The organism is Phytobacter sp. V69, from assembly GCF_965644215.1.
GTDB lineage: Bacteria > Pseudomonadota > Gammaproteobacteria > Enterobacterales > Enterobacteriaceae > Phytobacter.
The window spans coordinates 1-25,286 of record NZ_CBFFRL010000028.1; the positions used below are offsets into that span (position 1 = coordinate 1).

General features: G+C 53.7%; 25 protein-coding genes and 1 pseudogene. 11 read left to right on the plus strand and 15 right to left on the minus strand.

Annotated features, from left to right (window positions below; translation table 11 throughout):
* Window positions 1–193 precede the first annotated feature (193 nt).
* Genes ACSZPU_RS05980 through manX form a run of 4 tightly spaced genes read right to left on the minus strand, consistent with a single transcriptional unit; the run spans window position 194 to window position 3,392 of the window.
* Entirely contained in the window at window positions 194–652 is a 459-nt protein-coding gene (locus ACSZPU_RS05980; protein WP_498996509.1) for a DUF986 family protein, read from the minus strand.
* Window positions 653–707: 55 nt separating this feature from the next.
* Window positions 708–1,559, minus strand: a complete 852-nt coding sequence (locus ACSZPU_RS05985) for a PTS mannose transporter subunit IID (protein ID WP_498996512.1) — start codon at window positions 1,557–1,559, stop codon at window positions 708–710.
* A 12-nt stretch (window positions 1,560–1,571) separates the two neighbouring features.
* The gene (gene manY, locus ACSZPU_RS05990) at window positions 1,572–2,372 is read right to left on the minus strand and encodes a PTS mannose transporter subunit IIC (RefSeq protein ID WP_498996515.1); all 801 of its coding nucleotides are present in this window, start codon (window positions 2,370–2,372) and stop codon (window positions 1,572–1,574) included.
* A gap of 60 nt (window positions 2,373–2,432) precedes the next feature.
* A complete protein-coding gene (manX, locus tag ACSZPU_RS05995) occupies window positions 2,433–3,392 on the minus strand; it encodes a PTS mannose transporter subunit IIAB (protein WP_498996520.1) in 960 nt (319 codons plus the stop codon).
* A 442-nt stretch (window positions 3,393–3,834) separates the two neighbouring features.
* Between manX and yoaE the strand changes: the two genes are divergently transcribed.
* Window positions 3,835–5,394, plus strand: coding sequence for a CNNM family cation transport protein YoaE (gene yoaE / locus ACSZPU_RS06000; protein ID WP_498996522.1), 1,560 nt, complete (start codon window positions 3,835–3,837; stop codon window positions 5,392–5,394).
* A gap of 2 nt (window positions 5,395–5,396) precedes the next feature.
* On the opposite strand, the pseudogene pdeD reads toward yoaE, so the two are convergent.
* The 4 genes and pseudogenes from pdeD to pabB form a co-directional block, all read right to left on the minus strand.
* Window positions 5,397–6,991 (minus strand): annotated as a pseudogene (gene pdeD / locus ACSZPU_RS06005) (cyclic di-3',5'-guanosine monophosphate phosphodiesterase PdeD).
* A gap of 133 nt (window positions 6,992–7,124) precedes the next feature.
* Entirely contained in the window at window positions 7,125–8,489 is a 1,365-nt protein-coding gene (sdaA, locus tag ACSZPU_RS06010; RefSeq protein WP_498996524.1) for an L-serine ammonia-lyase, read from the minus strand.
* 183 nt (window positions 8,490–8,672) lie between these two features.
* Window positions 8,673–9,251, minus strand: coding sequence for a CoA pyrophosphatase (locus ACSZPU_RS06015; protein WP_498996528.1), 579 nt, complete (start codon window positions 9,249–9,251; stop codon window positions 8,673–8,675).
* 3 nt (window positions 9,252–9,254) lie between these two features.
* A complete protein-coding gene (gene pabB, locus ACSZPU_RS06020) occupies window positions 9,255–10,616 on the minus strand; it encodes an aminodeoxychorismate synthase component 1 (protein ID WP_498996530.1) in 1,362 nt (453 codons plus the stop codon).
* Between the two features lie 84 nt (window positions 10,617–10,700).
* On the opposite strand from pabB, the gene ACSZPU_RS06025 reads away from it, so the two are divergent.
* The gene (locus tag ACSZPU_RS06025; RefSeq protein WP_498996532.1) at window positions 10,701–10,910 is read left to right on the plus strand and encodes a YoaH family protein; all 210 of its coding nucleotides are present in this window, start codon (window positions 10,701–10,703) and stop codon (window positions 10,908–10,910) included.
* Between the two features lie 3 nt (window positions 10,911–10,913).
* On the opposite strand, the gene ACSZPU_RS06030 is transcribed toward ACSZPU_RS06025, so the two are convergent.
* Window positions 10,914–11,258, minus strand: coding sequence for a RidA family protein (locus ACSZPU_RS06030; protein ID WP_498996534.1), 345 nt, complete (start codon window positions 11,256–11,258; stop codon window positions 10,914–10,916).
* 110 nt (window positions 11,259–11,368) lie between these two features.
* On the opposite strand from ACSZPU_RS06030, the gene yoaA reads away from it, so the two are divergent.
* From yoaA to rnd, 5 genes are all read left to right on the plus strand, one after another.
* Window positions 11,369–13,279, plus strand: a complete 1,911-nt coding sequence (gene yoaA, locus ACSZPU_RS06035) for a DNA repair helicase YoaA (protein WP_498996536.1) — start codon at window positions 11,369–11,371, stop codon at window positions 13,277–13,279.
* Between the two features lie 59 nt (window positions 13,280–13,338).
* The gene (gene tsaB / locus ACSZPU_RS06040; protein WP_498996538.1) at window positions 13,339–14,034 is read left to right on the plus strand and encodes a tRNA (adenosine(37)-N6)-threonylcarbamoyltransferase complex dimerization subunit type 1 TsaB; all 696 of its coding nucleotides are present in this window, start codon (window positions 13,339–13,341) and stop codon (window positions 14,032–14,034) included.
* 37 nt (window positions 14,035–14,071) lie between these two features.
* A complete protein-coding gene (locus ACSZPU_RS06045) occupies window positions 14,072–14,653 on the plus strand; it encodes a Slp family lipoprotein (RefSeq protein WP_498996542.1) in 582 nt (193 codons plus the stop codon).
* Between the two features lie 205 nt (window positions 14,654–14,858).
* Entirely contained in the window at window positions 14,859–16,544 is a 1,686-nt protein-coding gene (fadD, locus tag ACSZPU_RS06050) for a long-chain-fatty-acid--CoA ligase FadD (protein WP_498996544.1), read from the plus strand.
* Between the two features lie 71 nt (window positions 16,545–16,615).
* Window positions 16,616–17,743, plus strand: a complete 1,128-nt coding sequence (gene rnd, locus ACSZPU_RS06055; RefSeq protein ID WP_498996547.1) for a ribonuclease D — start codon at window positions 16,616–16,618, stop codon at window positions 17,741–17,743.
* Between the two features lie 97 nt (window positions 17,744–17,840).
* On the opposite strand, the gene minE is transcribed toward rnd, so the two are convergent.
* The 3 genes from minE to minC are packed head-to-tail and all read right to left on the minus strand — an operon-like array spanning window position 17,841 to window position 19,635.
* Complete coding sequence (gene minE, locus ACSZPU_RS06060; RefSeq protein WP_039079511.1) at window positions 17,841–18,107, minus strand: cell division topological specificity factor MinE; 267 nt, start codon at window positions 18,105–18,107, stop codon at window positions 17,841–17,843.
* A gap of 3 nt (window positions 18,108–18,110) precedes the next feature.
* The gene (gene minD / locus ACSZPU_RS06065) at window positions 18,111–18,923 is read right to left on the minus strand and encodes a septum site-determining protein MinD (RefSeq protein ID WP_498996550.1); all 813 of its coding nucleotides are present in this window, start codon (window positions 18,921–18,923) and stop codon (window positions 18,111–18,113) included.
* Between the two features lie 22 nt (window positions 18,924–18,945).
* On the minus strand, window positions 18,946–19,635 hold the full coding sequence (gene minC, locus ACSZPU_RS06070) for a septum site-determining protein MinC (protein ID WP_498996552.1): 690 nt from the start codon (window positions 19,633–19,635) through the stop codon (window positions 18,946–18,948).
* A gap of 122 nt (window positions 19,636–19,757) precedes the next feature.
* Between minC and ACSZPU_RS06075 the strand changes: the two genes are divergently transcribed.
* The 3 genes from ACSZPU_RS06075 to ycgN all read left to right on the plus strand — a co-directional run bounded on the left by ACSZPU_RS06075 (window position 19,758) and on the right by ycgN (window position 21,378).
* Window positions 19,758–20,027 (plus strand): YcgL domain-containing protein, encoded by a 270-nt coding sequence (locus ACSZPU_RS06075; protein ID WP_498996554.1) that lies wholly within the window; start codon window positions 19,758–19,760, stop codon window positions 20,025–20,027.
* Window positions 20,028–20,180: 153 nt separating this feature from the next.
* Window positions 20,181–20,840: a fumarylacetoacetate hydrolase family protein gene (locus tag ACSZPU_RS06080; RefSeq protein ID WP_498996556.1), complete on the plus strand. Its 660-nt coding sequence runs from the start codon at window positions 20,181–20,183 to the stop codon at window positions 20,838–20,840.
* Window positions 20,841–20,931: 91 nt separating this feature from the next.
* The gene (ycgN, locus tag ACSZPU_RS06085; protein ID WP_498996558.1) at window positions 20,932–21,378 is read left to right on the plus strand and encodes a cysteine cluster protein YcgN; all 447 of its coding nucleotides are present in this window, start codon (window positions 20,932–20,934) and stop codon (window positions 21,376–21,378) included.
* 5 nt (window positions 21,379–21,383) lie between these two features.
* Here ycgN and ACSZPU_RS06090 read toward each other — a convergent pair whose 3' ends face one another.
* A complete protein-coding gene (locus ACSZPU_RS06090) occupies window positions 21,384–21,725 on the minus strand; it encodes a TehB family protein (RefSeq protein ID WP_498996561.1) in 342 nt (113 codons plus the stop codon).
* A 95-nt stretch (window positions 21,726–21,820) separates the two neighbouring features.
* Window positions 21,821–22,351: a disulfide bond formation protein DsbB gene (gene dsbB, locus ACSZPU_RS06095; protein WP_498996563.1), complete on the minus strand. Its 531-nt coding sequence runs from the start codon at window positions 22,349–22,351 to the stop codon at window positions 21,821–21,823.
* A gap of 359 nt (window positions 22,352–22,710) precedes the next feature.
* On the opposite strand from dsbB, the gene fadR reads away from it, so the two are divergent.
* On the plus strand, window positions 22,711–23,430 hold the full coding sequence (fadR, locus tag ACSZPU_RS06100) for a fatty acid metabolism transcriptional regulator FadR (protein ID WP_498996565.1): 720 nt from the start codon (window positions 22,711–22,713) through the stop codon (window positions 23,428–23,430).
* A 54-nt stretch (window positions 23,431–23,484) separates the two neighbouring features.
* On the opposite strand, the gene ACSZPU_RS06105 is transcribed toward fadR, so the two are convergent.
* On the minus strand, window positions 23,485–25,017 hold the full coding sequence (locus tag ACSZPU_RS06105) for a SpoVR family protein (protein ID WP_498996568.1): 1,533 nt from the start codon (window positions 25,015–25,017) through the stop codon (window positions 23,485–23,487).
* Window positions 25,018–25,286: the final 269 nt, after the last annotated feature.

Genomic DNA, 25,286 nt, shown 5'->3' on the forward strand with positions numbered 1-25,286 from the left:
ATACAGCTCAGCTAAGGTAAGGCTAATACAGCTAAGGACTCCACTGAACCCCACCGATTAAATCGCACCTTCCTTAGATTTATGCGTGAATATAACGTTAAAAAAAATAAGCACATTTCCAGATGAAATATAGCAAAGGCTATAAATGTGCTTATTTAATATACGGATATGAAGTGCGAGTTTTTTAGCTAACTTACTGATTTTTAATCATAAGTTTATATATTCTCTCCAGGTCATCAATATTCTTGACCCGAATAAGGAGACGTCGTTGTTCTAATTGCATCACCAGCACGCCATCCTCAGATAAATTCATCTCTTTAATACGGTTATATTCAATCCATACGCTGGAAAAGAAAAAACCACGCGATTTGAAGATGATTTTGGGTGTACGGATCCAGAAAAGGTAAACGGCCAATAATACCAGTGCACATAATAACCATGTGGTTAACGATGTGCCGTTATTTGTGACGTTGTTGTAAATAAGGATAACTAAAAGACCAACAAAAATAGAGGCATCGACACGGCTGCGTCGCAGTAAGGGGAGGGCCAGCAGGGTATTGCCGTGACGGCGGGGCAGGACCAGTTCATCGTAAATGGCAAAAGCCAACAGGGCGGCGATAAACAACATCAGTATGCTGTCCGTGAGCGTCATGGTTCCTCCTGAGAATAAAAAAACCGGGGCAGGGCCCCGGTTATAGCACAACTGATTACAGACCTAATAGACCAATGGCATAACCTACGATACCGATGACGAAGAAGCCAACGATGATCCACAGCGGGTTGACTTTCTTACGCAGCAGCCACATACAGGCAAAGGTCAACAGCAGCGGCACCAGACCCGGCATCAACTGATCGAGAATGGTTTGCACGGTGGTAACACGCGTCTGACCATCCTGGCCGGTGATGGTTGATACCACCATCGGGATGTTCACGTGCGTCCACTTGTTAACCAGTGCCCCCATGACAAAGAGGCCGAGAATAGACGCCCCTTCCGTCAGTTTCTGCAGGAAGCCGCCGCCCATATCCTGAACGATATCGATACCTTTACGGTAACCGTATGCCACGCCGTAATAACGGGTGGCCAGACGCACCAGGTTAAAAAGGAAGAAGAACAGCAGTGGCCCAAGCAGGCTGCCGCTCATGGCGATACCTGCACCGAGCGCGGCGAAGACCGGACGTACGGTACCCCAGAAAATCGGGTCACCGACACCAGCCAGTGGCCCCATCAGACCAACTTTGATACCGTTGATGGTCGCATCGTCAATCTCAGCGCCGTTGGCACGCTGTTCTTCCATCGCCAGCGTAACGCCCAGTACCGGAGCCGCTACGTACGGATGGGTGTTGAAGAATTCCAGGTGACGCTTGATGGCCTGTTTACGCGCATCGTTGTTCTCCGGATACAGGCGACGAATCGCTGGCACCATAGAGAAGCAGAAACCCAGCGCCTGCATACGTTCGAAGTTCCATGAACCCTGAAACAGGTTAGAACGAATGAACACGCCACGAATGTCACTCTGAGTGAGTTTTTTCTCGGTGGTAGTTTTAGTCATATCAACCATTTCGCTCACCTGTTAGTCCAGTTCGTTATCGAGATCGTTATTACCAGCCGCCTGTGCAGGCGCGCCAGCAGAGCGGTTATATTTCGGGCTCAGTTGGATATAGAGAATGGCCATTACGGTACCAATCACACCCAGAGCAACGAGGTTGAAGTTAGTAAACGCCGCAGTGACGAAGCCGAGATAGAAGAACGGCATCAGGTAGCCCGCGCGCATCATGTTGATGACCATCGCATAACCAACCACCACGATCATGCCACCGGCAATGTTCAGACCGCTGGTCACAACTTCCGGAATGGCGTTCAGCATGCCCTGAACTTCGCTGGTACCAACGGACACCGCGACAATCACCGCCGGGATAGCGATACGCATCGCCTGCAGGAACAGGGAAGAGACGTGGATCCAGGATAGTGCAGTGAGGTTTCCGCTTTCCGCCGCCTTATCCGCCGCGTGCTGGAAGGCCACGGTAATGGTACGCACGATGATGGTCAGAACCTGGCCTGCCGCTGCCAGCGGGATAGCCAGCGCGATACCGGCCCCGATGCTTTGATGACCGGCAATAACCAGAATGGTGGAAATGATTGAGGCCAGTGCGGCATCCGGTGCAACAGCCGCACCGATGTTCATCCAACCCAGTGCGATCATCTCCAGGGTACCCCCGATGATGATACCGGTTTTCATGTCACCCAGAACAATACCCACCAGCGTACAGGCCACTAACGGACGGTGAAACTGAAATTCATCGAGTATCGATTCCATACCCGCGATACATGCAACGATGAACACCAGCACAATCTGAAGAGTGGTAATCTCCATTGTACTTCTCCTCTGCTAAAACAAACGTAAGTGTGAAACTGAGTCAACCAGCACGGCGCATTACTTCGCTATTTTGCTGATCAAATCCATCATTTTCAGTCTCGGGTCGTTAGAAACTTTGCGAACTTCCAGCTCGATGTTGCGTTCGTTGAGCTTCTGGAAAGCCGCAATGTCTTTCTCATCCACTGAAACCGCGTTGTTCACCTGAGTTTTTCCCTGACGGAAGGCCATGCCGCCGACGTTTACAGAGGTGATTTTCACCCCTTCTTCGACAACGCGCAGCACGTCAGTTGGGTTGGTAAACAGCAGCATCACCCGCTCACCCGCATATTTCGGGTTGTTGTAAACACGGATCATCTTGGCAACGTCCACTACGTGCGCCGTCACCCCGGGAGGCGCAACCTGTGTGAGCAGCGTTTTACGTACGGTATCCGCCGCGACTTCATCACTGACGACGATGATTCGCGTCACGTTTGTTTCTTTGGTCCAGCGCGTGGCTACCTGGCCATGAATCAGACGGTCATCGATTCGGGCAAGGCCAATGTTCATGTAGTCGTTCGGTCCCATTGGCTTTAACGGAGCCGCCGGTTTAGGGGGCGCGACGGGGGCCGGTTTTTCCACGGGTTTGGCTTTCAGCGCTTTCACGCCTTCGCGTCCCGTTTCCACCGCAACCGCGACCAGTTCATCAAAGGTTGGGTTGTCGTCACGCGCCATCAGTGTTTCCACCAGCATAGGGATGTTGACGCCAGCCACCACTTCATAGTGCTCTTTATCGACGACAATGCGGCTGGCAGCGTTGAACGGGCTGCCTCCCCATGTATCAACGAGAAATAGCACGCCCTGATGTGTATCGAGCTTTTCCAACTGCGCGTTGTATTTCTCGATTAACGTCTCCGCGTTTTCACCGGGAACGAAATCGATCCAACCGACGTTCTCTTGCTCGCCTAACAGCATTTTGGCGGTTTTGAGTAACTGTTCCGCAGCCCAACCATGTGTGCCTATCACAATAGCAATGGTCACTTGCTACCTCCTTCGTTTTTGTCGTTAACACACCATTGGTTGATGTGTTGTGGATCGCCCTAACAACCCGAATCGATTCAGACAGGGCTTAGAGAGAAAAAACTCAGACTTCCGGGAATTATTTTAGATAGTGAAAAAATAATTTATGTGATGCACATCCGTAATTTAGCTTTCGCGTGTGAGAAATTTCGAAGCGAAAAATATCTCTCAAAATGCAAATTCAGGTAAATCTTTGCAAAACTCAAAGTCTCTCTGATATGTTTAGCGTTCGTTTAAATTATCAGGAGTATAGGGCAGTAGCCCGCTGTATGGACCGTCACCGACGTCAGTTCACCCTCTGGCCAGTTTGCGCCAGCCATTCTTTCGCCTTGAACCCCCTTATTGTCATCATGCCTGCGCATTATTACGCGCGGACTCACCATGCCTTTAGCCGGAGCCTGCCATGGAATTCTTAATGGACCCCTCGATCTGGGCGGGGTTGTTGACACTTGTCGTTCTGGAAATTGTTCTTGGTATTGATAACCTGGTCTTTATCGCTATCCTTGCCGATAAACTGCCGCCAAAACAGCGAGATAAAGCGCGCCTGATTGGCCTTTCTCTGGCACTGGTGATGCGTTTAGGCCTGCTGTCGCTTATCTCCTGGATGGTGACGCTGACAAAACCGCTCTTCTCCGTGTGGGACTTCACCTTCTCCGGCCGTGATTTGATCATGCTGTTCGGGGGTATCTTCCTGCTGTTTAAAGCAACGACCGAGCTGCACGAACGGCTGGAAAACCGTCAACACGACGAAGGACAGGGTAAAGGATATGCCAGTTTCTGGGTGGTGGTAGTACAGATTGTTATTCTTGATGCGGTGTTCTCCCTTGATGCGGTGATCACGGCGGTCGGGATGGTGAACCATCTGCCGGTGATGATGGCAGCCGTGGTCATTGCCATGGCGGTGATGCTGCTGGCATCTAAGCCGTTGACGCGCTTTGTGAACCAACATCCTACGGTAGTGGTGCTCTGTCTGAGCTTCCTGCTGATGATTGGTCTGAGCCTGGTGGCGGAAGGTTTTGGCTTCCATATCCCGAAAGGCTACCTGTACGCGGCGATTGGCTTCTCGATTGTCATCGAGATGTTTAACCAGATTGCGCGTCGTAACTTTATTCGCCATCAGTCGACGCTACCGCTGCGTGCACGTACCGCTGATGCGATTCTGCGCCTGATGGGCGGCAAACGTCAGGCCAGCCAGACGCAGGATACGGACAGTCACTCGCCTGTATCCGTACCGGAAGGGGCGTTTGCCGAAGAAGAACGCTATATGATCAACGGCGTATTGACCCTGGCTTCCCGTTCGCTGCGCAGCATCATGACGCCGCGTGGGGAAATCAGCTGGGTTGATGCGAACCTGGGCGTGGAAGAGATTCGTCAGCAGCTTCTTTCATCGCCGCACAGCCTGTTCCCGGTCTGCCGTGGCGAGCTGGATGAGGTCATTGGTATTGTTCGTGCCAAAGAGATGCTGGTGGCGCTGGAAGAGGGCACCGACGTTGCGGCAATGGCATCTGCGTCTCCGGCGATTGTGGTGCCAGAAACTCTGGATCCGATCAAATTGCTGGCCGTATTGCGCCGCGCCCGTGGCAGCTTCGTCATCGTGACCAACGAATTTGGCGTGGTACAGGGGCTGGTAACGCCGCTGGACGTGCTGGAAGCGATTGCCGGTGAGTTCCCGGACGCAGATGAAACGCCAGAAATCGTCGCAGATGGCGATGGCTGGCTGGTGAAAGGCACCACTGATTTGCATGCCCTGCAACATACGCTGGGCGTGGATACCCTGGTCAATGAGGACGAGGATATCGCCACCGTTGCCGGTCTGGTGATCGCCATTAATGGTCAGATCCCTCGTCCGGGTGACAGGCTGGAGCTTGCGCCGTTGCATATCAGCGTTATTGAAGCCAACGACTACCGCGTCGACCTGGTACGTGTTGTTAAAGAGCGCCCCCTTCACGACGAAGAAGAGTAATCTCAATACGGCATGAGGGGCATCATTAGCCCTCTACGCCGCGCTGGCGGGGAAGACCACCCTGCCAGCCAACGCGGAAACTCTTTAATCGGCATGGGTCTGGCGTATAAAAAGCCCTGTAACACATGCACTCCCCGCTGGCGCAAATGCTGTGCCTGGCGGGGGTTTTCCACTCCTTCCGCCACCAGTTCAATGTGCAGACGCTGCCCCAGTGCGATAATCATATCCATCACCGTCGAGTTCACCGCATCAGTACCAATCGCCATGGTGAAGGATTTATCTATCTTGAGGACATCCGGGCGCAGCCTTTCCAGCCAGGAGAGCGAACTATTGCCGGTGCCAAAATCATCAATCGCAATTTTGGCCCCCTTACGGTGAAGCTCGCGTACCATCCGGTAATCCACATCCAGCAGGGCATCACGCTCGGTAAGTTCAATGGTCAATTGTTGTACCGGATTGGCGTTATACCAGAGACGATTGAGATCCTTGAGCAAAATTCCATGGCGTAAGTGGCTGGGAGCGACATTGATACCTATCTGGAATTTACTGTCCGCCGGGAAAAGCCCGAGCTGGCGCTGCGTTTCCGCCATCACATAACGGGTCAGCGGGGCAATCAGATTATGTTCTTCGGCGATGGGAATAAAGACGTCCGGGGAGATCCAGCCCTGACGGGGATTGTTCCAGCGCAGTAGTATCTCGACGCCGATGCATCTCTTGTTGTCCGCATCAAGCAACGGCTGACAAAACAGCTCAAACTCCCGTGCGGCAAGGCCAAGATTGATCTCCCAGGAGAAGCTCATGCGACTGGCCGTCGCCAGCCAGGCAATATAACCAATCAGCAAACTCAGCATCAGCGCCAGCGGTAATTGTGACGGCAAATGGCGTAACGCCAGCGCGCCTGCACCCGGCCCGGTTACGCTGACGACAAAAGGAAAATGTTTCGAAGCCTGTTGAAAGCGCTCCTCATTATTCAGTTCTGGCAGACTATTGCTGACACCACCACCATATTCCAGATGACGGTTATCCACGCTCAGGCTGGCGGAGGTTATTAAGGGCTCATCGGGCTCCAGCAAAAGATTGGTCAGCAAATCGATATTAATCACCTCGATAATACCGTTCTGACCGTCGGTGGTAGTGGGATACCACATGATCATCACCGGGCTGTTTTTTAATAGAGACTGATCGGTGGAGAGGATCATCTGCGATTTTGTCGCCGGTAATGCGTGCTGCAGTTGTTTAATGGGCACATCCCGATATCCAAAAATACTCGAGCAGTACAAAATCCCGTCTTTAATGAGGCCGATGGAGCGCACGGTCTGCAAACTGGCTGCCTGTTTGCGCAGTAACAGGTGGGCATTGGCGAAGGAGAGACCGACCAGGGGCATAACCACATCGCGCTTGAGTTCGAGCGGTAACAGTAACTTATCGAGTGATTCAACGGCGTGGGAAGTGAAAGTGACGATTTTTTGCTGATTAAAATTGCGCTCCGAAATAAATCGAATGGCGAGGGTAGAAATCAGGGTCACGATCGCCACGGCTATACAGATTATCAGCCGTTTGCGTCGATAGCTTTTATAATTCTCTGTGCCGTTTGCATGCCGTGACCGCCTTGATAGCCACTGGCCTGAAGTATCCGCCAGAACAAGGAAAGTGTAGTTGGGAAAGCGGAAACACGATGAGAAAAGGCAGCAAATTTAGCCCTTCCGTTGCAGAAGGGCTTTAAATAAGAATTAGTCGCACTGAACCTTAATGGCGAGGCCGCCGCGAGAGGTTTCGCGATATTTCGCATTCATATCTTTGCCGGTCTCGTACATGGTTTCGATAACCTTATCCAGAGAGACGCGAGGCGCACTGGTACGACGCATCGCCATACGGGAGGCGTTGATGGCTTTCACCGAGGCAATAGCGTTACGTTCAATGCACGGCACCTGCACCTGGCCGGCGACCGGGTCACAGGTTAAACCAAGGTTATGTTCCATGCCGATTTCCGCCGCCACACAAACCTGCTCCGGGCTGGCACCCAGCAGTTCGGTAAGGCCCGCCGCCGCCATGGAGCAGGCCACGCCCACTTCACCCTGACAACCTACTTCGGCACCGGAAATCGACGCGTTCATTTTGTACAGTGCGCCAATCGCGCCCGCGGTCAGGAAATAGCGGATATAAATGTCCGGGCTGACGGATTCGATAAAGTGGTCGTAATAGGCCAGTACCGCCGGGACGATACCACAGGCACCGTTTGTTGGCGCCGTGACCACGCGCCCACCGGCGGCGTTTTCTTCATTAACCGCCAGCGCGAACATATTGACCCAGTCGATCACGTTCATAGGATCGCTGGATAATTTGTCGCTGGCCACCAGCATCCGGCGCAGCGCAGAGGCACGACGCGGCACGCGCAGTGGGCCAGGCAGCACGCCTTCTGTGTTCATACCACGATCGATACAGGCACGCATGGTTGCCCAGACATGGCCAAAGTAGGCTTCAATCTCTTGCTTGCTGTGCAGCGCCAGTTCGTTTTGCATCACCATGCCAGAGAGCGACAGGCCGGTCTCTTTGCAATATTCCAGCATGTCGCTGGCGGATTTGAACGGGTAGGGAACGCTGACTTCGCTAAGTACTTCTTTACCAAAGTGCTCTTCATCGACAATAAAGCCGCCGCCGATGGAGTAATAGGTCTTGCTGTAGACTTCGCGTTCGCCATTCCAGGCGTGGATGCTCATGGCGTTTTCGTGCAGCGGCAGGTTGTCGCTGTGAAAGCGCATGCCGTTATCCTGCGGAAAATCCACTTCCTGGCGGCCCTGGGCGAGCAGCAGGCGACCCCGGCTTTCCACATCACGGATAAACGCCGGAATGGAATCGATGTCTACCGTGGCCGGCTCGTTGCCTGCCAGACCCATAATAATGGCGATATCGGTATGGTGGCCTTTACCTGTCAGCGACAGAGAGCCATAAACGTCTACCGCGACGCGGGTGACGCTTTCCAGTAATCCTTTTTCGACCAGGTCATCGACGAACTGTTTCCCGGCCTTCATCGGGCCAACAGTGTGGGAGGAAGAGGGACCAATCCCCACCTTAAACATGTCGAATATACTAATCACATTAACACTCCTGACAGGGTTACCAGAGGTTCCAGTAACGATGTAATAACTGCGCATAGTGTAAGAGGGAAGCGTACAGGCAGCGTAATTATTCACATGAATTAAACTAATGCCTAACCCCGATTTTACTAATAGCGCGCGGCCACATTCATCTGTCTTAAGAATGCTTCGTACAAAGTATAGTCAAGGACGTAGCCCCACCTGCAGCGCCAGCTCACGAATTATCCCGGCGGTCATGCCCCAGACAAAGTAATGCTGATACCAGGAGAGCCAAACCCGGTGCGCATTGCCCTGGCGATGGATATCCAGCGGATGATAGCGACCCAGACGCAGTGCCTCGGCCAGCGGCATTTCGAACACTGAAGCGACTTCATCTTCGCTGGCGTGGTAGTGCAGATTGGGGGGAATGATGCCGACAACGGGCGTGACGCGAAAACCGGTGACGCTGTCCACCGGTGGCAGGACGCCGATCACCTCCACGGCTTCAGGTGGGATGGCGACCTCTTCTTGCGCTTCACGCAGGGCGGCGGCAATCAGTGAGGCGTCAGTGGCGTCCACCGCACCGCCAGGGAAGGCCACCTGCCCGGCATGTTTCCGTAACCGGGGCGAGCGCTGTGTTAGCAGTAACCCCGGCTGCTCGCGGCGCACCACCGGCACCAGCACCGCCGCCTGACGCGCATTCGCGGCGGTGGCGTTGAGCTGTGGGCGTAAAAGCTGAAAACGCGAGAGAAAATCATCCAAGGTTAAATTTGGCTGCGCCACGGTTTAGTTCTCCAGTTGCTGCAAAATACGGTTAACTTTATCAAAGGTTTCCTGATATTCCGCGTCTTCGTTACTGTCCGCCACAATACCGCCGCCGGCTGAACAGTAGATTTGGCCTGCCCACGCCGTCAGGGTGCGAATGGTGATGCTGGTATCCATGGCACCGCAAAAGCTGATGTAGCCGATGCTGCCACACCAGGCATTACGCCGCTGTGGTTCAAGTTCATCGATAATCGCCATCGTGCGAATTTTGGGCGCGCCGGTAATCGACCCACCGGGAAACGCCGCACGCAACAGATCGCTGGCATGCGACGTCGCGGGCAGCTTTGCCGTCACCGTACTGACCAGATGATGAACCGCCGGGAAGGGTTCCACCACAAACAGCTCAGGCACCCGCACGGAACCGGGCACGGCCACCCGGCCAATGTCATTACGCATCAGGTCGACAATCATCAGATTTTCGGCCCGATCTTTTGTCGAGGCCGCCAACCGTTGTGCCTGACGCGCATCATCCTGCGGATCGGTCAGGCGCGGCAGGGTGCCTTTGATGGGGCGCGTTTCGATAACATCACCGGAAAGCTGAATAAAACGCTCCGGTGACAGGCTTAACATTGCCCCTTCTTCCAGGCGCAGAAAGGCACTGAACGGGGCGCGGTTCGAGCGGTTCAGGCGGCAAAAAGCCTGCCATTCATCGCCAGAATAGTTCGCCTGAAAACGCTGGGCGAGGTTGACCTGATAACAGTCGCCGCTGTGCAGCCAGGCCTGTACCTGGTGAAATTTCTCGCCGTACTCCCTACGCGTCATATTTGCCTGCCAGGGGGAGGTCAGGCTAAACGGTGCGACGGATGGCGGCGTTTGGGCATTAAGCCAGTCCAGGCGCGCCTGCGGATCCTGATAACTGAGCAGCGTGACGCGCTGCTTGTGGTGATCAACGACGATAGCCCAGTCATAAATCCCCGTCGCCATATCCGGCAGTGAAATATCTTTTTGCGCGCAGGAGGGCAGTTTTTCAAAGCGACGGCCTAAATCATAGCCGAACAGCCCGAGTGCGCCGCCCTGAAACGGCAGGTCTTTGTCTGCCTGCGGGTGAATGTGGGCGTTGTCGATGGCCTGCTTCACCAGCGTAAAAGGATCGTCCGTGGATGTTTGTTCACCCTGTGCGTCGGTGATGACGGTCTGTTCACCCCGCGTGACCAGCGTCGCGAGAGGGTCGGCAACCAGAATATCAAAACGGTTGCAGGCGTGATCTGCATGGCCGGAGTGCAGCAGCATCGCCCACGGTAAGTGATTAATCAGCGAAAAATAGTGCTCTGCGGCATCGGGCTGCCACGGCAACAGTACGACAGTGGGGGAAAACGTCTTCATCAGTCCTGGCTCTATTACGCGATCGCTGGCGCATAGCCACGGCGCATGAAATAATTAGCGCCAATAATTTAGCAGGAGTTCACCATGTTTGCAGGTTTACCTTCCCTCAGCCACGAGCAGCAGCAAAAAGCCGTCGAGCGTATTCAGGAATTAATGTCACAGGGCATGAGCAGCGGGGAGGCTATCACCCAGGTGGCCAATGAACTGCGCGCCAGCCATACGGGTGAACGTATCGTGGCGCTTTTTGAGGATGAAGACGATGAAAACGAAGACGAAAGTGAAGACGACGCGTAACGCCTAGACTGCCGCGATAATTTTAATCTCAACCTTGTATTTGGGGTTCATCAGTCCCGCCTGAACGGTACAGCGTACAGGCGCGTGACCGGCAACCACCCACGCATCCCAGGCTTTGTTCATCGCCGCGAAATCACTTTTCTCCACCAAAAAGATCGTCGCATCCAGAATGCGCGTCTTATCGCTACCCTGTTTGGCCAGTACGGCGTCAATCTGCGCCAGGGTGTTGGTGGTTTGCTCAAACGCGTCGGCATCCAGGTTTTCCGGTACGCCCGTGTAGTAAAGCGTCTGGTTATGGATAACCGCGTCTGACCAGCGGGCGTCGGCATCAATGCGGGTAATGGTCATTCTTTGTTCCTCATGGTTTTCCTTATGATTGCCCGCAAGACTGCCACAGACTGGCGAAAAACCCAATGCCCTGACATAATCGCTGGCGATTTATCCAGTGTGGGGGCAGTGTGACGGACGATTTTGCAACAGACGGTCAGTTGGCCAAAGCGATACCGGGTTTTAAACCCCGTGAACCACAGCGTCAGATGGCTCATGCCGTGAGTGACGCCATTGCCCGTACGCAGCCACTGGTGGTGGAAGCGGGCACCGGGACCGGGAAAACCTACGCCTATCTGGCACCGGCGTTGCGCTCCGGCAAAAAAGTGATCATCTCCACGGGATCCAAAGCCCTGCAGGATCAGCTTTACAGCCGCGACTTACCGACGGTGGCAAACGCGCTCGAATATACCGGCCATACCGCGCTGCTCAAGGGACGTTCAAACTACCTCTGTATCGAGCGCCTGGAACAGCAGGCGCTGGCGGGGGGCGATCTGCCGGTACAAACCCTCAGCGACGTGATTTTGTTACGCTCCTGGTCCAATCAGACCAAAGACGGCGACATCAGCACCTGCGTCAGCGTGGCGGAAGATTCTGCCGCCTGGCCGCTGGTGACAAGCACCAATGACAACTGTCTGGGTAGCGACTGCCCGATGTACAAAGACTGCTTTGTGGTGAAGGCGCGTAAGAAAGCGATGGATGCCGATGTGGTGGTGGTCAACCATCATCTGTTTCTGGCCGACATGGTGGTGAAAGAGAGCGGTTTTGGCGAACTGATCCCGGAAGCCGAAGTGATGATCTTCGACGAAGCGCATCAGCTTCCGGATATCGCCAGTCAGTATTTCGGCCAGTCGATCTACAGCCGTCAGCTACTGGATTTAGCCAAAGATTTCACCATTGCCTACCGCACCGAATTACGCGATACCCAGCAGTTGCAAAAATGCGCAGACAGGCTGGCGCAGAGCGCGCAGGATTTCCGTCTGCAACTCGGCGAGCCGGGGTATCGCGGCAACCTGCGCGAACTGCTGGCCGACCCCCACATCCAGCGGGCGCTGCTGTTGCTCGATGACGCGCTGGAGCTGTGTTATGACGTGGCGAAACTGTCGCTCGGGCGTTCGGCGATTCTCGATGCCGCCTTTGAGCGTGCGACGACGTACCGCGCGCGGCTTAAACGGCTGAAAGAGATCAATCAGCCCGGTTTTAGCTACTGGTATGAGTGTACCTCGCGCCACTTTACCCTCGCGCTGACGCCACTTACCGTGTCGGACAAATTTAAAGAAGTGATGGCGCAGAAAAGTGGTAGCTGGATTTTCACCTCGGCGACGCTGTCGGTGAACGACGATCTGCACCACTTCACCGCGCGCCTCGGCATTGATGAGGCGCAAACGCTGCTGCTACCCAGCCCGTTTGATTACGCCCGCCAGACGCTGCTTTGCGTACCGCGCAATCTGCCGCAGGCCAACCAGCCGGGGGCGGCGCGCCAGCTGGCGGCGATGCTCAAACCGATCATTGAAGCCAACAATGGTCGCTGCTTTATGCTCTGCACTTCCCACGCCATGATGCGCGGGCTTGCAGAGGAATTTCGCGCCACCATGACACTGCCTGTTTTGCTGCAAGGAGAGACAAGTAAAGGGCAGCTGTTACAGCAATTTATTACTGCGGGTAATGCCTTGCTGGTGGCGACCAGCAGCTTCTGGGAAGGGGTGGATGTACGGGGCGACACGCTGTCGCTGGTGATTATCGACAAACTGCCGTTCACCTCGCCGGACGATCCGCTGCTGAAAGCGCGCATGGAAGACTGCCGCCTGCGCGGTGGCGATCCCTTTGATGAAGTCCAGCTTCCGGATGCGGTCATTACCCTGAAACAGGGCGTTGGACGCTTGATCCGTGACGTGGACGACCGGGGCGTGCTGGTGATCTGCGACAACCGTCTGGTGATGCGCCCGTACGGCGCGGTGTTTCTGGCAAGCCTGCCGCCCTCGCCGCGCACTCGGGATATCAGCCGCGCGGTTGCGTTTCTTGCGGCCTCGCCAGCGGAGTAATTTGGCGCAGACTGTGTTAAGATGCGCGCCATTTTGTTTTACCGGGACTGCGATTACCCATGCGAATTCTGGCCATTGATACCGCCACAGAAGCCTGTTCCGTCGCGCTGAACAGCGACGGAACCTCCTATGCTCATTTCGAACTCTGCCCACGTGAACACACGCAACGCATTCTGCCACTGGTGAAGGACATCCTCTCCGAGGCCGATGTTGCGCTGTCTGAACTGGATGCGCTGGCCTTCGGGCGCGGTCCGGGAAGCTTTACCGGCGTGCGTATCGGCATTGGCATTGCGCAGGGCCTGGCGCTGGGCGCGGAACTGCCGATGATTGGCGTCTCGACGCTGGCCACGATGGCTGAAGGTGCCTGGCGCAAATCCGGAGCCACGCGCGTGCTGGCGGCCATTGATGCCCGTATGGGCGAAGTCTACTGGGCGGAATATCAGCGTGATGCTAATGGCGTCTGGCAGGGGGAAGAGACCGAGGCGGTTCTTAAGCCGGATGCGGTAACCGCGCGCCTCAAACAACTCTCAGGCGAGTGGGCGACCGTTGGCACCGGCTGGCAGGCGTGGCCGGACATGGGTAACGATACTGGCCTTACCCTGACAGACGGCGGCGTGTCGCTGCCGGAAGCACAAGATATGTTGCCCATTGCGCACCAACTGCTTGCGCTGGGCCGAACCGTTGCCGTTGAGCATGCGGAACCGGTTTATTTACGTAACGAAGTGACCTGGAAGAAACTTCCTGGCCGGGAATGAATCTCAGTAGTATCTGACTGAGTGAAGGAGTCGCATCATGGCGAGTCAAAAAAGAGTTATGCGCTGGCTACTGGTGGGTGTTGTCGCCGCAGCGTTGAGTGGATGTGTTTCTGTGCCTGACGCGATCAAGGGAACCAGTCCGACGCCGCAGGACGATCTGGTGCGTGTGATGAATGCGCCCAATCTCTACATCGGCCAGGAAGCCCGCTTCGGCGGCAAAGTGGTGAAAATTGACAACCAGAAAGGCAAAACGCGTCTTGAGATTGCTACCGTACCGTTAGATGACGGCGCGCGGCCTATTCTTGGCGCGACCTCTGTTGGTCGAATCATGGCCGAAGTGAATGGCTTCCTCGACCCGGTAGATTTCCAGAACCAACTGGTGACCGTTGTCGGGCCGATTACCGGCACCTATGACGGCCAGGTGGGGGGGGCTCCCTACAAATTTGCGGTGGTCCGTGCCGAAGGCTACAAACGCTGGCATATCGCAAAACAGGTGGTGTTACCGCCGCAGCCCATGGATCCGTGGATGATGGGGCCGCACCCGTGGCATCGCGGATACGGTGGATGGGGCTGGTATAATCCCGGCCCCGCGTATGAGCAGAGTGTTGTAACAGAGTAACTCTCTGTTCTGCATGAAAAAAGAAACAGCGGCTGGTCCGCTGTTTCTTTATTTGAAAGACAATAACAAAAATAATTAGTGATGCGCTTCGCAACCTTCAATTCGAACAATAAATAAACTGGTACGCTGAGTTAATATTATGTTAACGACTTGTTTATTAACAGGGGTTGTGATGACGACAAATACTTATTTTAGAGGTGATGCATTGAAGAAGGTTTGGCTAAACCGTTATCCCGCCGATGTGCCTGCGGAAATTAATCCCGACCGTTATCAATCCCTGGTTGAACTCTTTGAACACGCGACGGCGCGCTACGCCGACCAACCTGCGTTCGTCAACATGGGGGAGGTGATGACCTTCCGCAAGCTGGAAGAGCGTAGCCGTGCTTTTGCTGCTTATCTGCAACAGGGGCTGGGTCTGCAAAAGGGCGATCGTGTGGCACTGATGATGCCCAACCTTCTGCAATATCCGGTGGCGCTGTTCGGTATCCTGCGGGCGGGCATGATTGTGGTGAACGTCAACCCGCTGTATACGCCGCGCGAGCTGGAGCATCAGCTGAACGACAGCGGTGCATCCGCCATTGTGATTGTCTCTAACTTTGCCCACACCCTGGAAAAAGTGGTCGACAAGACCCAGGTTCGCCATGTGATCCTGACGCGTATGGGCGATCAGCTCTCCCCGGCGAAGGGTACACTGGTCAACTTTGTCGTCAAATACGTTAAGCGTCTGGTGCCGAAATACCATCTTCCGGATGCCATCTCATTTCGTCGTGCCCTGCAAGCGGGCTACCGTCTGCAGTACATCAAACCAGAAGTCACTACCGACGATCTGGCATTCCTCCAATACACCGGCGGGACCACGGGCGTAGCCAAAGGGGCGATGCTGACGCACCGCAACATGCTGGCTAACCTGGAGCAGGTGAATGCGACCTACGGTCCGCTGCTACATCGTGGCAAAGAGCTGGTGGTCACCGCGCTGCCGCTTTACCACATCTTCGCTCTGACCATGAACTGTCTGCTGTTTATCGAACTGGGTGGGCAGAACCTGCTGATTACCAACCCGCGTGACATTCCGGGGCTGGTGAAGGAGCTGGCAAAATATCCGTTCACCGCGATGACCGGGGTGAACACCCTGTTTAACGCGTTGTTGAACAACGATGATTTCCACAAGCTGGATTTCTCCTCGCTGCATCTTTCTGCAGGCGGTGGGATGCCGGTCCAGCAGGCCGTGGCTGAGCGTTGGGTGAAACTCACCGGCGAATACCTGCTGGAAGGCTACGGCCTGACGGAGTGTTCGCCGCTGGTCAGCGTTAATCCGCACGATATTGATTACCACAGTGGCAGCATTGGCTTGCCGGTCCCGTCGACGGAAGTGAAGCTGGTGGATGACGCCGGCAATGAAGTCGCGCCGGGTGAACCAGGTGAGCTGTGCGTGAAAGGCCCGCAGGTGATGCTCGGGTACTGGCAGCGTCCGGCGGCGACCGATGAAATCATCAAAGATGGCTGGTTGTACACCGGTGATATCGCGGTGATGGATGACGAAGGTTTTATGCGTATCGTCGATCGCAAAAAAGACATGATTCTGGTCTCCGGTTTCAACGTTTATCCGAACGAAATCGAAGATGTCGTGATGCAGCACACAGGTGTTCTGGAAGTGGCGGCCGTGGGCGTGCCTTCGGATGCCAGCGGTGAAGCGGTAAAACTCTTTGTCGTAAAAAAAGACGCCTCGCTGACCGAAGAAGCGCTCATCGCGTTTTGTCGCCGCCAGTTGACGGGCTATAAAGTTCCGAGACGGGTTGAATTTCGTACCGAGCTGCCGAAATCCAACGTTGGCAAAATTTTACGACGAGAATTGCGTGACGAAGAGCGTGCCAAAGTAGACAATAAAGCCTGAGCTATGCGTTAGTCGCCAGAACGCCGGTTAATCCGGCGTTTTTTGTGGGCGCAAACTAAAGAGAAGACGATTTGAATTACCAGATGATCACGACGAACGAGGCGCTGGCAGCGCTGTGTGAAGCTGCGGCTGGCACCGATGCTATTGCGCTTGATACTGAATTTGTCCGCACCCGCACCTATTACCCCCAGCTCGGTTTAATCCAGCTTTATGACGGGGAACGTGTGGCGTTAATCGACCCGTTAGCCATTACCGATTGGGCGCCGTTCCGCGATCTGATTACCAATACTCAGGTAACGAAATTCCTTCACGCTGGTAGCGAAGACCTCGAAGTGTTCCTCAATACCTTTGGCGTGATGCCGCAGCCGATGATCGATACCCAAATTCTCGCGGCATTCTGCGGTCGTGCGCTATCCTGGGGCTTTGCGGCGATGGTGGAGCAGTACACTGGCGTGGCGCTGGATAAGAGCGAATCCCGCACCGATTGGCTGGCGCGTCCATTGACGGAACGCCAGTGCGATTATGCGGCGGCGGATGTCTGGTATCTGCTGCCGATTGCCCGCAAACTGCTGGCGGAAACCGAACAGGCGGGATGGCTCGGTGCGGCGCTGGACGAGTGCCGTCTGATGATGCAGCGTCGTAGCGAAATCCTGGCACCGGAAGAGGCATGGCGTGATATCGGCAATGCCTGGCAATTACGCACTCGCCAGCTGGCATGTCTGCGCTTGCTGGCGGACTGGCGTTTGCGTAAAGCCCGTGAGCGCGACCTGGCGGTTAACTTTGTTGTACGTGAAGAGAACCTGTGGGCCGTGGCGCGCTATATGCCGGGTAGCATGGGCGAGCTGGACAGCATTGGGCTTTCCGGCAGCGAAATCCGTTTTCACGGTAAAACCCTGGTCTCTCTCGTCGCACAGGCGCAGGCGCTGCCCGAGGATGCTTTGCCAGAACCGATTTTGAATCTGGTCGACATGCCCGGCTATCGCAAAGCATTTAAAGCGATTAAGGCGCTGGTGCAGGACGTGAGTGAAGGCAGCGGGTTGAGTGCGGAATTGATTGCCTCACGCAGGCAAATTAATCAGTTACTTAACTGGCACTGGCAATTAAAACCGTGGACGAATTTGCCGGAATTAATCAGCGGCTGGCGCGCAGAATTGATGGCTGAGAAACTCAATATATTATTAGCGGAATACCCACGTTAATACCTGTATATAAAAACAGGAGTTAAGCGTTAATAAAAGAAAAAGGCAGAATCTTCTGCCTTTTTTATTACTCCTGACGCAGCGATAAGCCACCGGATTATTTCGTCTCTTCTGGTTCCGGCAAGGTAACGTTCAGTTCCAGAATGGAAATATCGTCACCGCGTTGTTCCAGTTGGACCGAAACCATTTCCGGATCGATTTGTACATACTTACAAATCACCTCCAGAATATCCCGCTTCAGCTGCGGTAAATAATGGGGTTCAGCGTCACTGCGACGGCGCTCGGCAACAATAATTTGCAGACGCTCTTTCGCGATACTGGCGGTGTTCTTTTTTCTGGAGAGAAAAAAGTCGAGTAATGCCATAGCTTATCCTCCGAACAGGCGTTTGAGGAAACCTTTCTTCTCTTCATCAATGAAGCGGAAAGGACGTTCTTCTCCCAGTAGACGTTCAACGGTATCTGCGTACGCTTTGCCTGCATCGGCAGTCGCATCCAGAATAACCGGCTCCCCCTGGTTGGATGCGCGAAGGACTGACTGATCCTCAGGGATCACGCCAACCAGCTTAATGCGCAGGATCTCCAGCACGTCTTCCATGCTGAGCATATCACCTTTATTGACGCGCCCTGGGTTGTAGCGGGTCAACAACAGGTGTTCTTTAATCGGTTCCTGGCCGTTTTCGGCGCGGCGCGATTTCGACGCCAGGATGCCGAGGATACGGTCAGAGTCGCGGACGGAAGAGACTTCCGGGTTGGTGGTGATGATCGCTTCATCCGCGAAGTAGAGGGCCATCAGCGCGCCGGTTTCAATCCCCGCCGGTGAGTCGCAAATGACAAAGTCGAACTCCATTTTCTGCAGCTCATCAAGCACCTTCTCAACGCCTTCACGCGTTAACGCGTCTTTGTCGCGGGTCTGTGAAGCCGGGAGAATATAAAGATTTTCCGTACGTTTATCTTTAATCAGCGCCTGATTCAGCGTCGCATCGCCCTGAATAACGTTCACGAAGTCGTACACGACGCGACGTTCACAGCCCATGATGAGGTCGAGGTTACGCAGGCCGATATCAAAATCAATAACGACGGTTTTCTTTCCCTTCTGGGCCAAACCGGTTGCGATGGCCGCGCTGGAGGTGGTCTTGCCCACGCCCCCTTTACCCGAAGTAACAACAATAATGCGTGCCATAGGAGTTCCTTGTTAAAAGGGCTTAATCTAACGGTTGAATAGCCAAAGCGTCATTCGCTAAACGTAAGCGCGCTGCTTTGCCATAAAATTCGGCTGGGATTTGATCGCTCAGCCAGTATTCCCCTGCGATGGAGACCAGCTCCGCCGTGAGGTGAGTACAAAATATTTGTGCGTCTTTATCGCCACTCGCGCCTGCCAGCGCACGCCCGCGCATCGTGCCATAAACGTGAATATTGCCGTCGGCAATCAGCTCTGCGCCCGCACTGACGTGACTGGTGACTATCAGATCACAGTTTGGCGCATAAACACGCTGTCCGGAACGAACCGGCATATCAATCATTCGTGTTTTTGTGACCGGGGTAACAATGGGGGCGACGGGTGTGGCAGTCTGACGTTGTGGCTTATCTTTGCCTTCGGTCAACAGCGGTAGCCCGGCGCGTTCGATGTCGGCTTTCAGTTCGCTGTCTTTACAGCCGCTGATACCGACAACGCGTAACCCGGTGACCACAATGGTTTGCTGAATTAGTGACCAGTTGACCGGGCCTTCAAGTCCAGAAACATTAATAACGACAGGGGCATGTTTTAAAAAAGCGGGAGCCTGAGCGATTTTGTCTTCTAACGCCTGGCGAATAACCTCGGGTTTTGCATCATGCAAGTGAACCACTGATAAGGTAAAACTACTGCCTTTTAGCTCGATGGGCGTGTTTGACATCCTGACCTTACTCATTTTGCTATTATCACTCATCACCGAGCGATATTCCGAAGACTATCAAGCATGTTATAGTCAGTATTATATTCAGGCAAGTAACCACCCAATTAATTCAGAGCAAAAGTATGTTTTGTGTGATCTATCGAAGTTCCAAACGTGAGCAGACTTATCTGTATGTCGAAAAAAAAGACGATTTCTCACGCGTACCGGAAGAATTAATGAAAAGCTTTGGCCAGCCACAGCTAGCCATGTTGTTACCCCTCGACGGGCGTAAAAAACTGGCCAATGCGAATCTGGAAAAAGTAAAAGAGGCATTAACCGCGCAGGGATATTATTTGCAGATCCCACCGCCGGTAGAAAATTTGTTGAAACAACATTTAAACAGCGATAGTTAACAATCCCCGCATATCAATGTGGCGGATCGATTCCGCCACTCTGCTTTACTCCGGTTTAGACATTGAATGTAAGAGTTTGGTATTTGACAAACCGCCAGGTGGCGCGGATAGTCATTTTTCGCTCTTGTTCAATGTGTTACTTAGGGGAAAGACATGTACCAACATCATAACTGGCAGGGCGCACTGCTGGATTACCCGGTGAGTAAAGTCGTGTGCGTTGGCAGTAACTATGCGAAACATATTAAAGAAATGGGCAGCGCGACGCCGGAAGAGCCGGTGCTGTTTATTAAACCGGAAACCGCACTGTGCGACATTCGCCAGCCGCTGGCTCTGCCGCAGGATTTCGGTTCTGTGCACCATGAAGTTGAACTGGCCGTGCTGATTGGCGCAACCCTGCGTCAGGCCACCGAAGAGCATGTGCTGAAAGCGATTGCCGGTTACGGCGTGGCGCTGGATCTGACGCTTCGCGATCTGCAGGGCAAAATGAAAAAGGCCGGGCAGCCGTGGGAAAAAGCGAAAGGCTTTGATAACTCGTGCCCGATCTCCGGTTTTATTCCGGCGGCAGAGTTCCACAGCGATCCGCAGAACACCCCCCTGGGCCTGAAAATCAACGGTGAAGTCCGCCAGCAGGGAACCACTGCCGACATGATCCACAAAATCGTGCCGCTGATTGCCTATATGAGCCGCTTCTTCACTCTCAAAGCCGGGGATGTCATCCTGACCGGCACGCCAGATGGCGTTGGCCCGCTGCACGGCGGCGACGAACTGGAAGTAAGCTTCAACGGCCTTTCGCTGACAACCCGCGTGTTATAAGCCGATTTGCCGCCAGTTGGGCGGCAAAACTTGCATCCCCATGCCAGACTGGTTATAAGGTGCTCCCTGGTTTTAAATGGCGAACTGATTTATGAGCGACACACCTTTCTGGCAAAGCAAAACTCTTGAACAAATGACCGACGCGGAGTGGGAATCGCTGTGTGACGGCTGCGGTCAGTGCTGCCTGCATAAACTGATGGATGAAGATTCCGACGAGATCTATTTCACCAACGTGGCCTGTCGTCAGCTCAACATCAAAACCTGCCAGTGCCGTAACTACGAGCGCCGTTTCGAATACGAGCCGGACTGCATCAAGCTTACGCGTGATAACCTGCCCACTTTTGAATGGCTACCACCGACCTGCGCCTATCGTCTGTTGGCCGAAGGGAAGGCGCTGCCGGTGTGGCATCCGCTGCGTACCGGCTCGAAAGAGATGATGCACAAACAGCGCATCACGGTCCGCCATATTGCGGTAAAAGAGTCCGAAGTCCGCGACTGGCAGGAGCATATCCTTAACAAGCCGGAATGGGCGCGCTAAGGCGACTACGCTTTTTTCGGCTGATACAACTCATCGCTCTGGTGGTCATCGGCCACCCAGAAATTGATATTGAACTGGGCATCATCGGTTAACTCGATGCGATGCCAGTACTGTGGCGGGCTGGTGGCAAACTGGCCTGCATTGATAACCACTTTCACTTCCGGCTCTGTTGCTTGCTCATTCGCAAAACCGTAGTAGGTCACCGTTCCTTCCATTACCACCAACTGACCAAACACACCTGCCGCCGTATTGTGGTGCGATAGTAGCGCCGCCGGGACAGTGTCTTTGGTGAAGAAAGGCGTGGAGCGTTTCACTTTCCAGTCTGCGGGGATCCGTAAATGTGCCATATAAACCTCCTTTATAAGTTGTATTTAATATACATTTTATAGGGCGGAGATTGCAATTTAGCGGAAATAAAAAACGCTCCCGAAGGAGCGTTTCATTAGCGACCGAACAGGTCGCGTTTTTTCGGTTTGAAGGGCTGTGCGATGAGCACCAGCGCCGCCACCACAAAGTAGGCGACGAAAATACCCAGCAACCACTGCGGCATTTCCAGGGACAGGAACTGCCACTGTTTTTCAGCGCAGTCGCCAGAAGCAACAAAGACCTGCGGAAGCCATTTATCCAGCGGCAGCCACGACGGGAAACGCGCGGCAAAGTCGCAAGTCATAAAAGGAGAAGGGTGAAGCTGAATCATGGTGTGTTCGTATGCCAGCTGAATACCCCGCCAGGCGCTATACAACCAGATTAAGATGGCGACGTAGCGCAGCGGCGTCTTCGGCGCAATCGCCCCGACAATACCCGCACCCATCACACCAAAAAGGGCAGAACGCTCATAAATACACAGGACACAGGGTTTCAGCAGCATGATGTGCTGGAACCACAACGCCACTAATTCAAGTGCCAGTGCGGTGAATGCCATTAACAGCCAGGCACCGCGCCCGCGAGAGCGCTTGTTTAAATATCGCAACATAATCATTTCCCTGGGGCATGCGTAGACACAGCAGTTTAAACGAAATCACTTAGCAAGCCACTATCGCATAAGAAAATAATACGTAATCGGATGTTTATCATGCGAAAAGTCAAACCTTGCCGTCAGGATTGTAAGCAAAGCGTTAACAGGTAAATCACTTATGATAAATGTGGTAAATGGTTTTCAGCAATGCAATAGAGGGGGTTATCGTGAATAAAATGGAGGTAAACAGTTAAGTCCGGCGAATCTTTCAAATTGGATCAGTGATCCCCTTTTTCTTCATTTTGCCTGCTATCTGCCCCGGTATGGGTCTGGTATGATGAGTGATCTTTGCTTAGTTGTATAATGGAAATCTCACTATGGTGATTAAGGCGCAGAGCCCGGCGGGTTTCGCGGAAGAATACATTATTGAAAGTATCTGGAATAACCGTTTTCCCCCGGGGTCGATTCTTCCAGCAGAGCGCGAACTCTCCGAACTGATTGGCGTCACTCGTACCACATTACGTGAAGTGTTACAGCGTCTGGCCCGCGATGGCTGGTTGACCATTCAACACGGTAAACCCACAAAAGTGAACAACTTCTGGGAAACCTCCGGGCTGAATATTCTGGAAACACTGGCGCGTCTGGACCATGAGAGCGTTCCGCAACTCATCGATAACCTGCTGTCCGTGCGTACCAATATTGCCACCATTTTTATCCGTACCGCGTTCCGTCAACATCCGGAAGACGCGTTATCGGTGCTGGCGAACGCCCGCGAAGTGGAAGATCACGGTGATGCGTTTGCCGAACTTGATTACAGCGTCTTCCGCGGTCTGGCCTTTGCCTCCGGCAACCCGATTTACGGCCTGATCCTTAACGGTATGAAAGGGCTGTACACCCGCATTGGGCGTCACTACTTCGCAAGCCCGGAAGCACGCAGCCTTGCGCTCGGCTTTTACCATCGGCTGGCGGAAATCTGTAAACAAGGTTTGCATGACCAGGTATACGAAACGGTGCGCCGCTACGGGCATGACAGTGGTGAGATCTGGCAGCGCATGCACAAAACGCTGCCTGGGGATTTGACCATCAACGGGCGTTAAGCAAAGCGAAGCCCCTCCAGTGGAGGGGCTTTTGATTATCAGATTGCGTTGTTATCAGAGTGCGTTGTTGCGGGCAGGGCAACGTTCCAGTAATTCCACGCTGCCATCTTCATTTTGCTGCTCCAGCAGCACATCAAAACCCCACAGACGATGCACGTGCTTGAGCACTTCCCGACGACCTTTATCCAGTGGCGCGCGGTTGTGCGGGATATAGCGCAGCGTCAGCGAACGGTCACCGCGTAAGTCCACGTTCCACACCTGAATATTCGGCTCAAGGTTGCTCAGGTTGTACTGTGACGACAGTTTCGAGCGGATCTCACGATAGCCTTCCTCGTTGTGGATCGCCGCAATCTCCAGATAATTATTGCGATCGTCATCCAGCACGCTAAAGAAGCGGAAATCACGCATGATTTTCGGCGACATAAACTGACTGATAAAGCTTTCATCTTTAAAATCGCGCATCGCGAAATGCAGTGTTTCCAGCCAGTCGGACCCGGCGATATCCGGGAACCAGTATTTGTCTTCATCCGTCGGTGACTGACAAATGCGTTTGATGTCCTGGAACATGGCAAACCCCAGCGCATACGGGTTGATGCCGCTGTACCACGGGCTGTTGTAAGGTGGCTGAAACACCACGTTGGTGTGACTGTGCAGGAATTCCAGCATAAAGCGGTCTGTCACTTTCCCCTCATCGTACAGATGATTGAGGATGGTGTAGTGCCAGAATGTCGCCCAGCCTTCGTTCATCACCTGGGTCTGTTTCTGCGGATAAAAATACTGGCTGACTTTACGCACGATGCGCAAAATCTCACGCTGCCAGGGTTCCAGCAACGGGGCATTTTTCTCCATAAAATAGAGGATGTTTTCCTGCGGCTCAGAAGGGTAGCGGCGCGCTTCCACTACGGCTTTCTCTTCTTCACGTTTGGGCAGGGTACGCCACAGCGTGTTCACCTGGCTTTGCAGGTACTCTTCACGGCTTTTCTGGCGTGCTTTCTCCTCCTGCAGCGAGATTTTCTGTGGGCGTTTATAGCGGTCAACGCCGTAATTCATCAGCGCATGGCAGGAGTCGAGCAGTTTTTCCACCTCTTCCACACCGTAGCGCTCTTCGCAATCGGTAATATAGTTACGGGCGAAAATAAGGTAGTCGACAATCGAGCTGGCATCCGTCCAACTGCGGAACAAATAGTTGTTTTTGAAGAAAGAGTTATGCCCGTAGCAGGCATGCGCCATCACCAGCGCCTGCATGGTGATGGTGTTCTCTTCCATCAAATAAGCGATACAGGGATTGGAGTTAATCACAATCTCGTAGGCCAGACCTTGCTGTCCATGCTTATAGAGCCGCTCGGTTTCGATGAACTTTTTACCGAATGACCAGTGGGGATAGTTAATGGGCATCCCGACACTCGAGTAGGCGTCCATCATCTGCTCGGAGGTGATGACTTCGATTTGATGCGGGTAGGTATCCAGGCGATAAAGTTTCGCCACCCGGTCGATCTCGGCGAGATACACATCCAGGAGATCGAAGGTCCAGTCAGGTCCATCACTGAGACGTACAGAATCCTTATTCATGGAATCAATCGTAGCCATTAGCGCCCCCTCGTTGTTAACAACCCTCTCTGTATGGAGAGTCTCATTTCAAGCATAGAACACACAATAAAAACTGTGCATGACGCCGCTTTTTTTCTTCGCGATAACACCTTGTGAGAGAGGGGTAAAATCAGAAATAAGCAGAGTTTTATTCTGTGGCGAATTGTCGCGCAGCAGGAGATTCTAAATATAACAATGCCTTTATTTACGGAAAGGTGTGAGTGTTGTCACCATAAAAAAGCCATATGTTGAATAACATTTTCATCTGA

Coding starts and splice junctions, on each gene's coding strand:
- ACSZPU_RS05980 (WP_498996509.1), bottom strand. CDS start 652: ATGACGCTCACGGACAGCATACTGATGTTGTTTATCGCCGCCCTGTTG.
- ACSZPU_RS05985 (WP_498996512.1), bottom strand. CDS start 1,559: ATGGTTGATATGACTAAAACTACCACCGAGAAAAAACTCACTCAGAGT.
- manY (WP_498996515.1), bottom strand. CDS start 2,372: ATGGAGATTACCACTCTTCAGATTGTGCTGGTGTTCATCGTTGCATGT.
- yoaE (WP_498996522.1), top strand. CDS start 3,835: ATGGAATTCTTAATGGACCCCTCGATCTGGGCGGGGTTGTTGACACTT.
- pabB (WP_498996530.1), bottom strand. CDS start 10,616: ATGAAGACGTTTTCCCCCACTGTCGTACTGTTGCCGTGGCAGCCCGAT.
- ACSZPU_RS06025 (WP_498996532.1), top strand. CDS start 10,701: ATGTTTGCAGGTTTACCTTCCCTCAGCCACGAGCAGCAGCAAAAAGCC.
- ACSZPU_RS06030 (WP_498996534.1), bottom strand. CDS start 11,258: ATGACCATTACCCGCATTGATGCCGACGCCCGCTGGTCAGACGCGGTT.
- tsaB (WP_498996538.1), top strand. CDS start 13,339: ATGCGAATTCTGGCCATTGATACCGCCACAGAAGCCTGTTCCGTCGCG.
- ACSZPU_RS06045 (WP_498996542.1), top strand. CDS start 14,072: ATGGCGAGTCAAAAAAGAGTTATGCGCTGGCTACTGGTGGGTGTTGTC.
- minE (WP_039079511.1), bottom strand. CDS start 18,107: ATGGCATTACTCGACTTTTTTCTCTCCAGAAAAAAGAACACCGCCAGT.
- minD (WP_498996550.1), bottom strand. CDS start 18,923: ATGGCACGCATTATTGTTGTTACTTCGGGTAAAGGGGGCGTGGGCAAG.
- minC (WP_498996552.1), bottom strand. CDS start 19,635: ATGTCAAACACGCCCATCGAGCTAAAAGGCAGTAGTTTTACCTTATCA.
- ACSZPU_RS06075 (WP_498996554.1), top strand. CDS start 19,758: ATGTTTTGTGTGATCTATCGAAGTTCCAAACGTGAGCAGACTTATCTG.
- ACSZPU_RS06080 (WP_498996556.1), top strand. CDS start 20,181: ATGTACCAACATCATAACTGGCAGGGCGCACTGCTGGATTACCCGGTG.
- ycgN (WP_498996558.1), top strand. CDS start 20,932: ATGAGCGACACACCTTTCTGGCAAAGCAAAACTCTTGAACAAATGACC.
- ACSZPU_RS06090 (WP_498996561.1), bottom strand. CDS start 21,725: ATGGCACATTTACGGATCCCCGCAGACTGGAAAGTGAAACGCTCCACG.
- dsbB (WP_498996563.1), bottom strand. CDS start 22,351: ATGTTGCGATATTTAAACAAGCGCTCTCGCGGGCGCGGTGCCTGGCTG.
- fadR (WP_498996565.1), top strand. CDS start 22,711: ATGGTGATTAAGGCGCAGAGCCCGGCGGGTTTCGCGGAAGAATACATT.
- ACSZPU_RS06105 (WP_498996568.1), bottom strand. CDS start 25,017: ATGGCTACGATTGATTCCATGAATAAGGATTCTGTACGTCTCAGTGAT.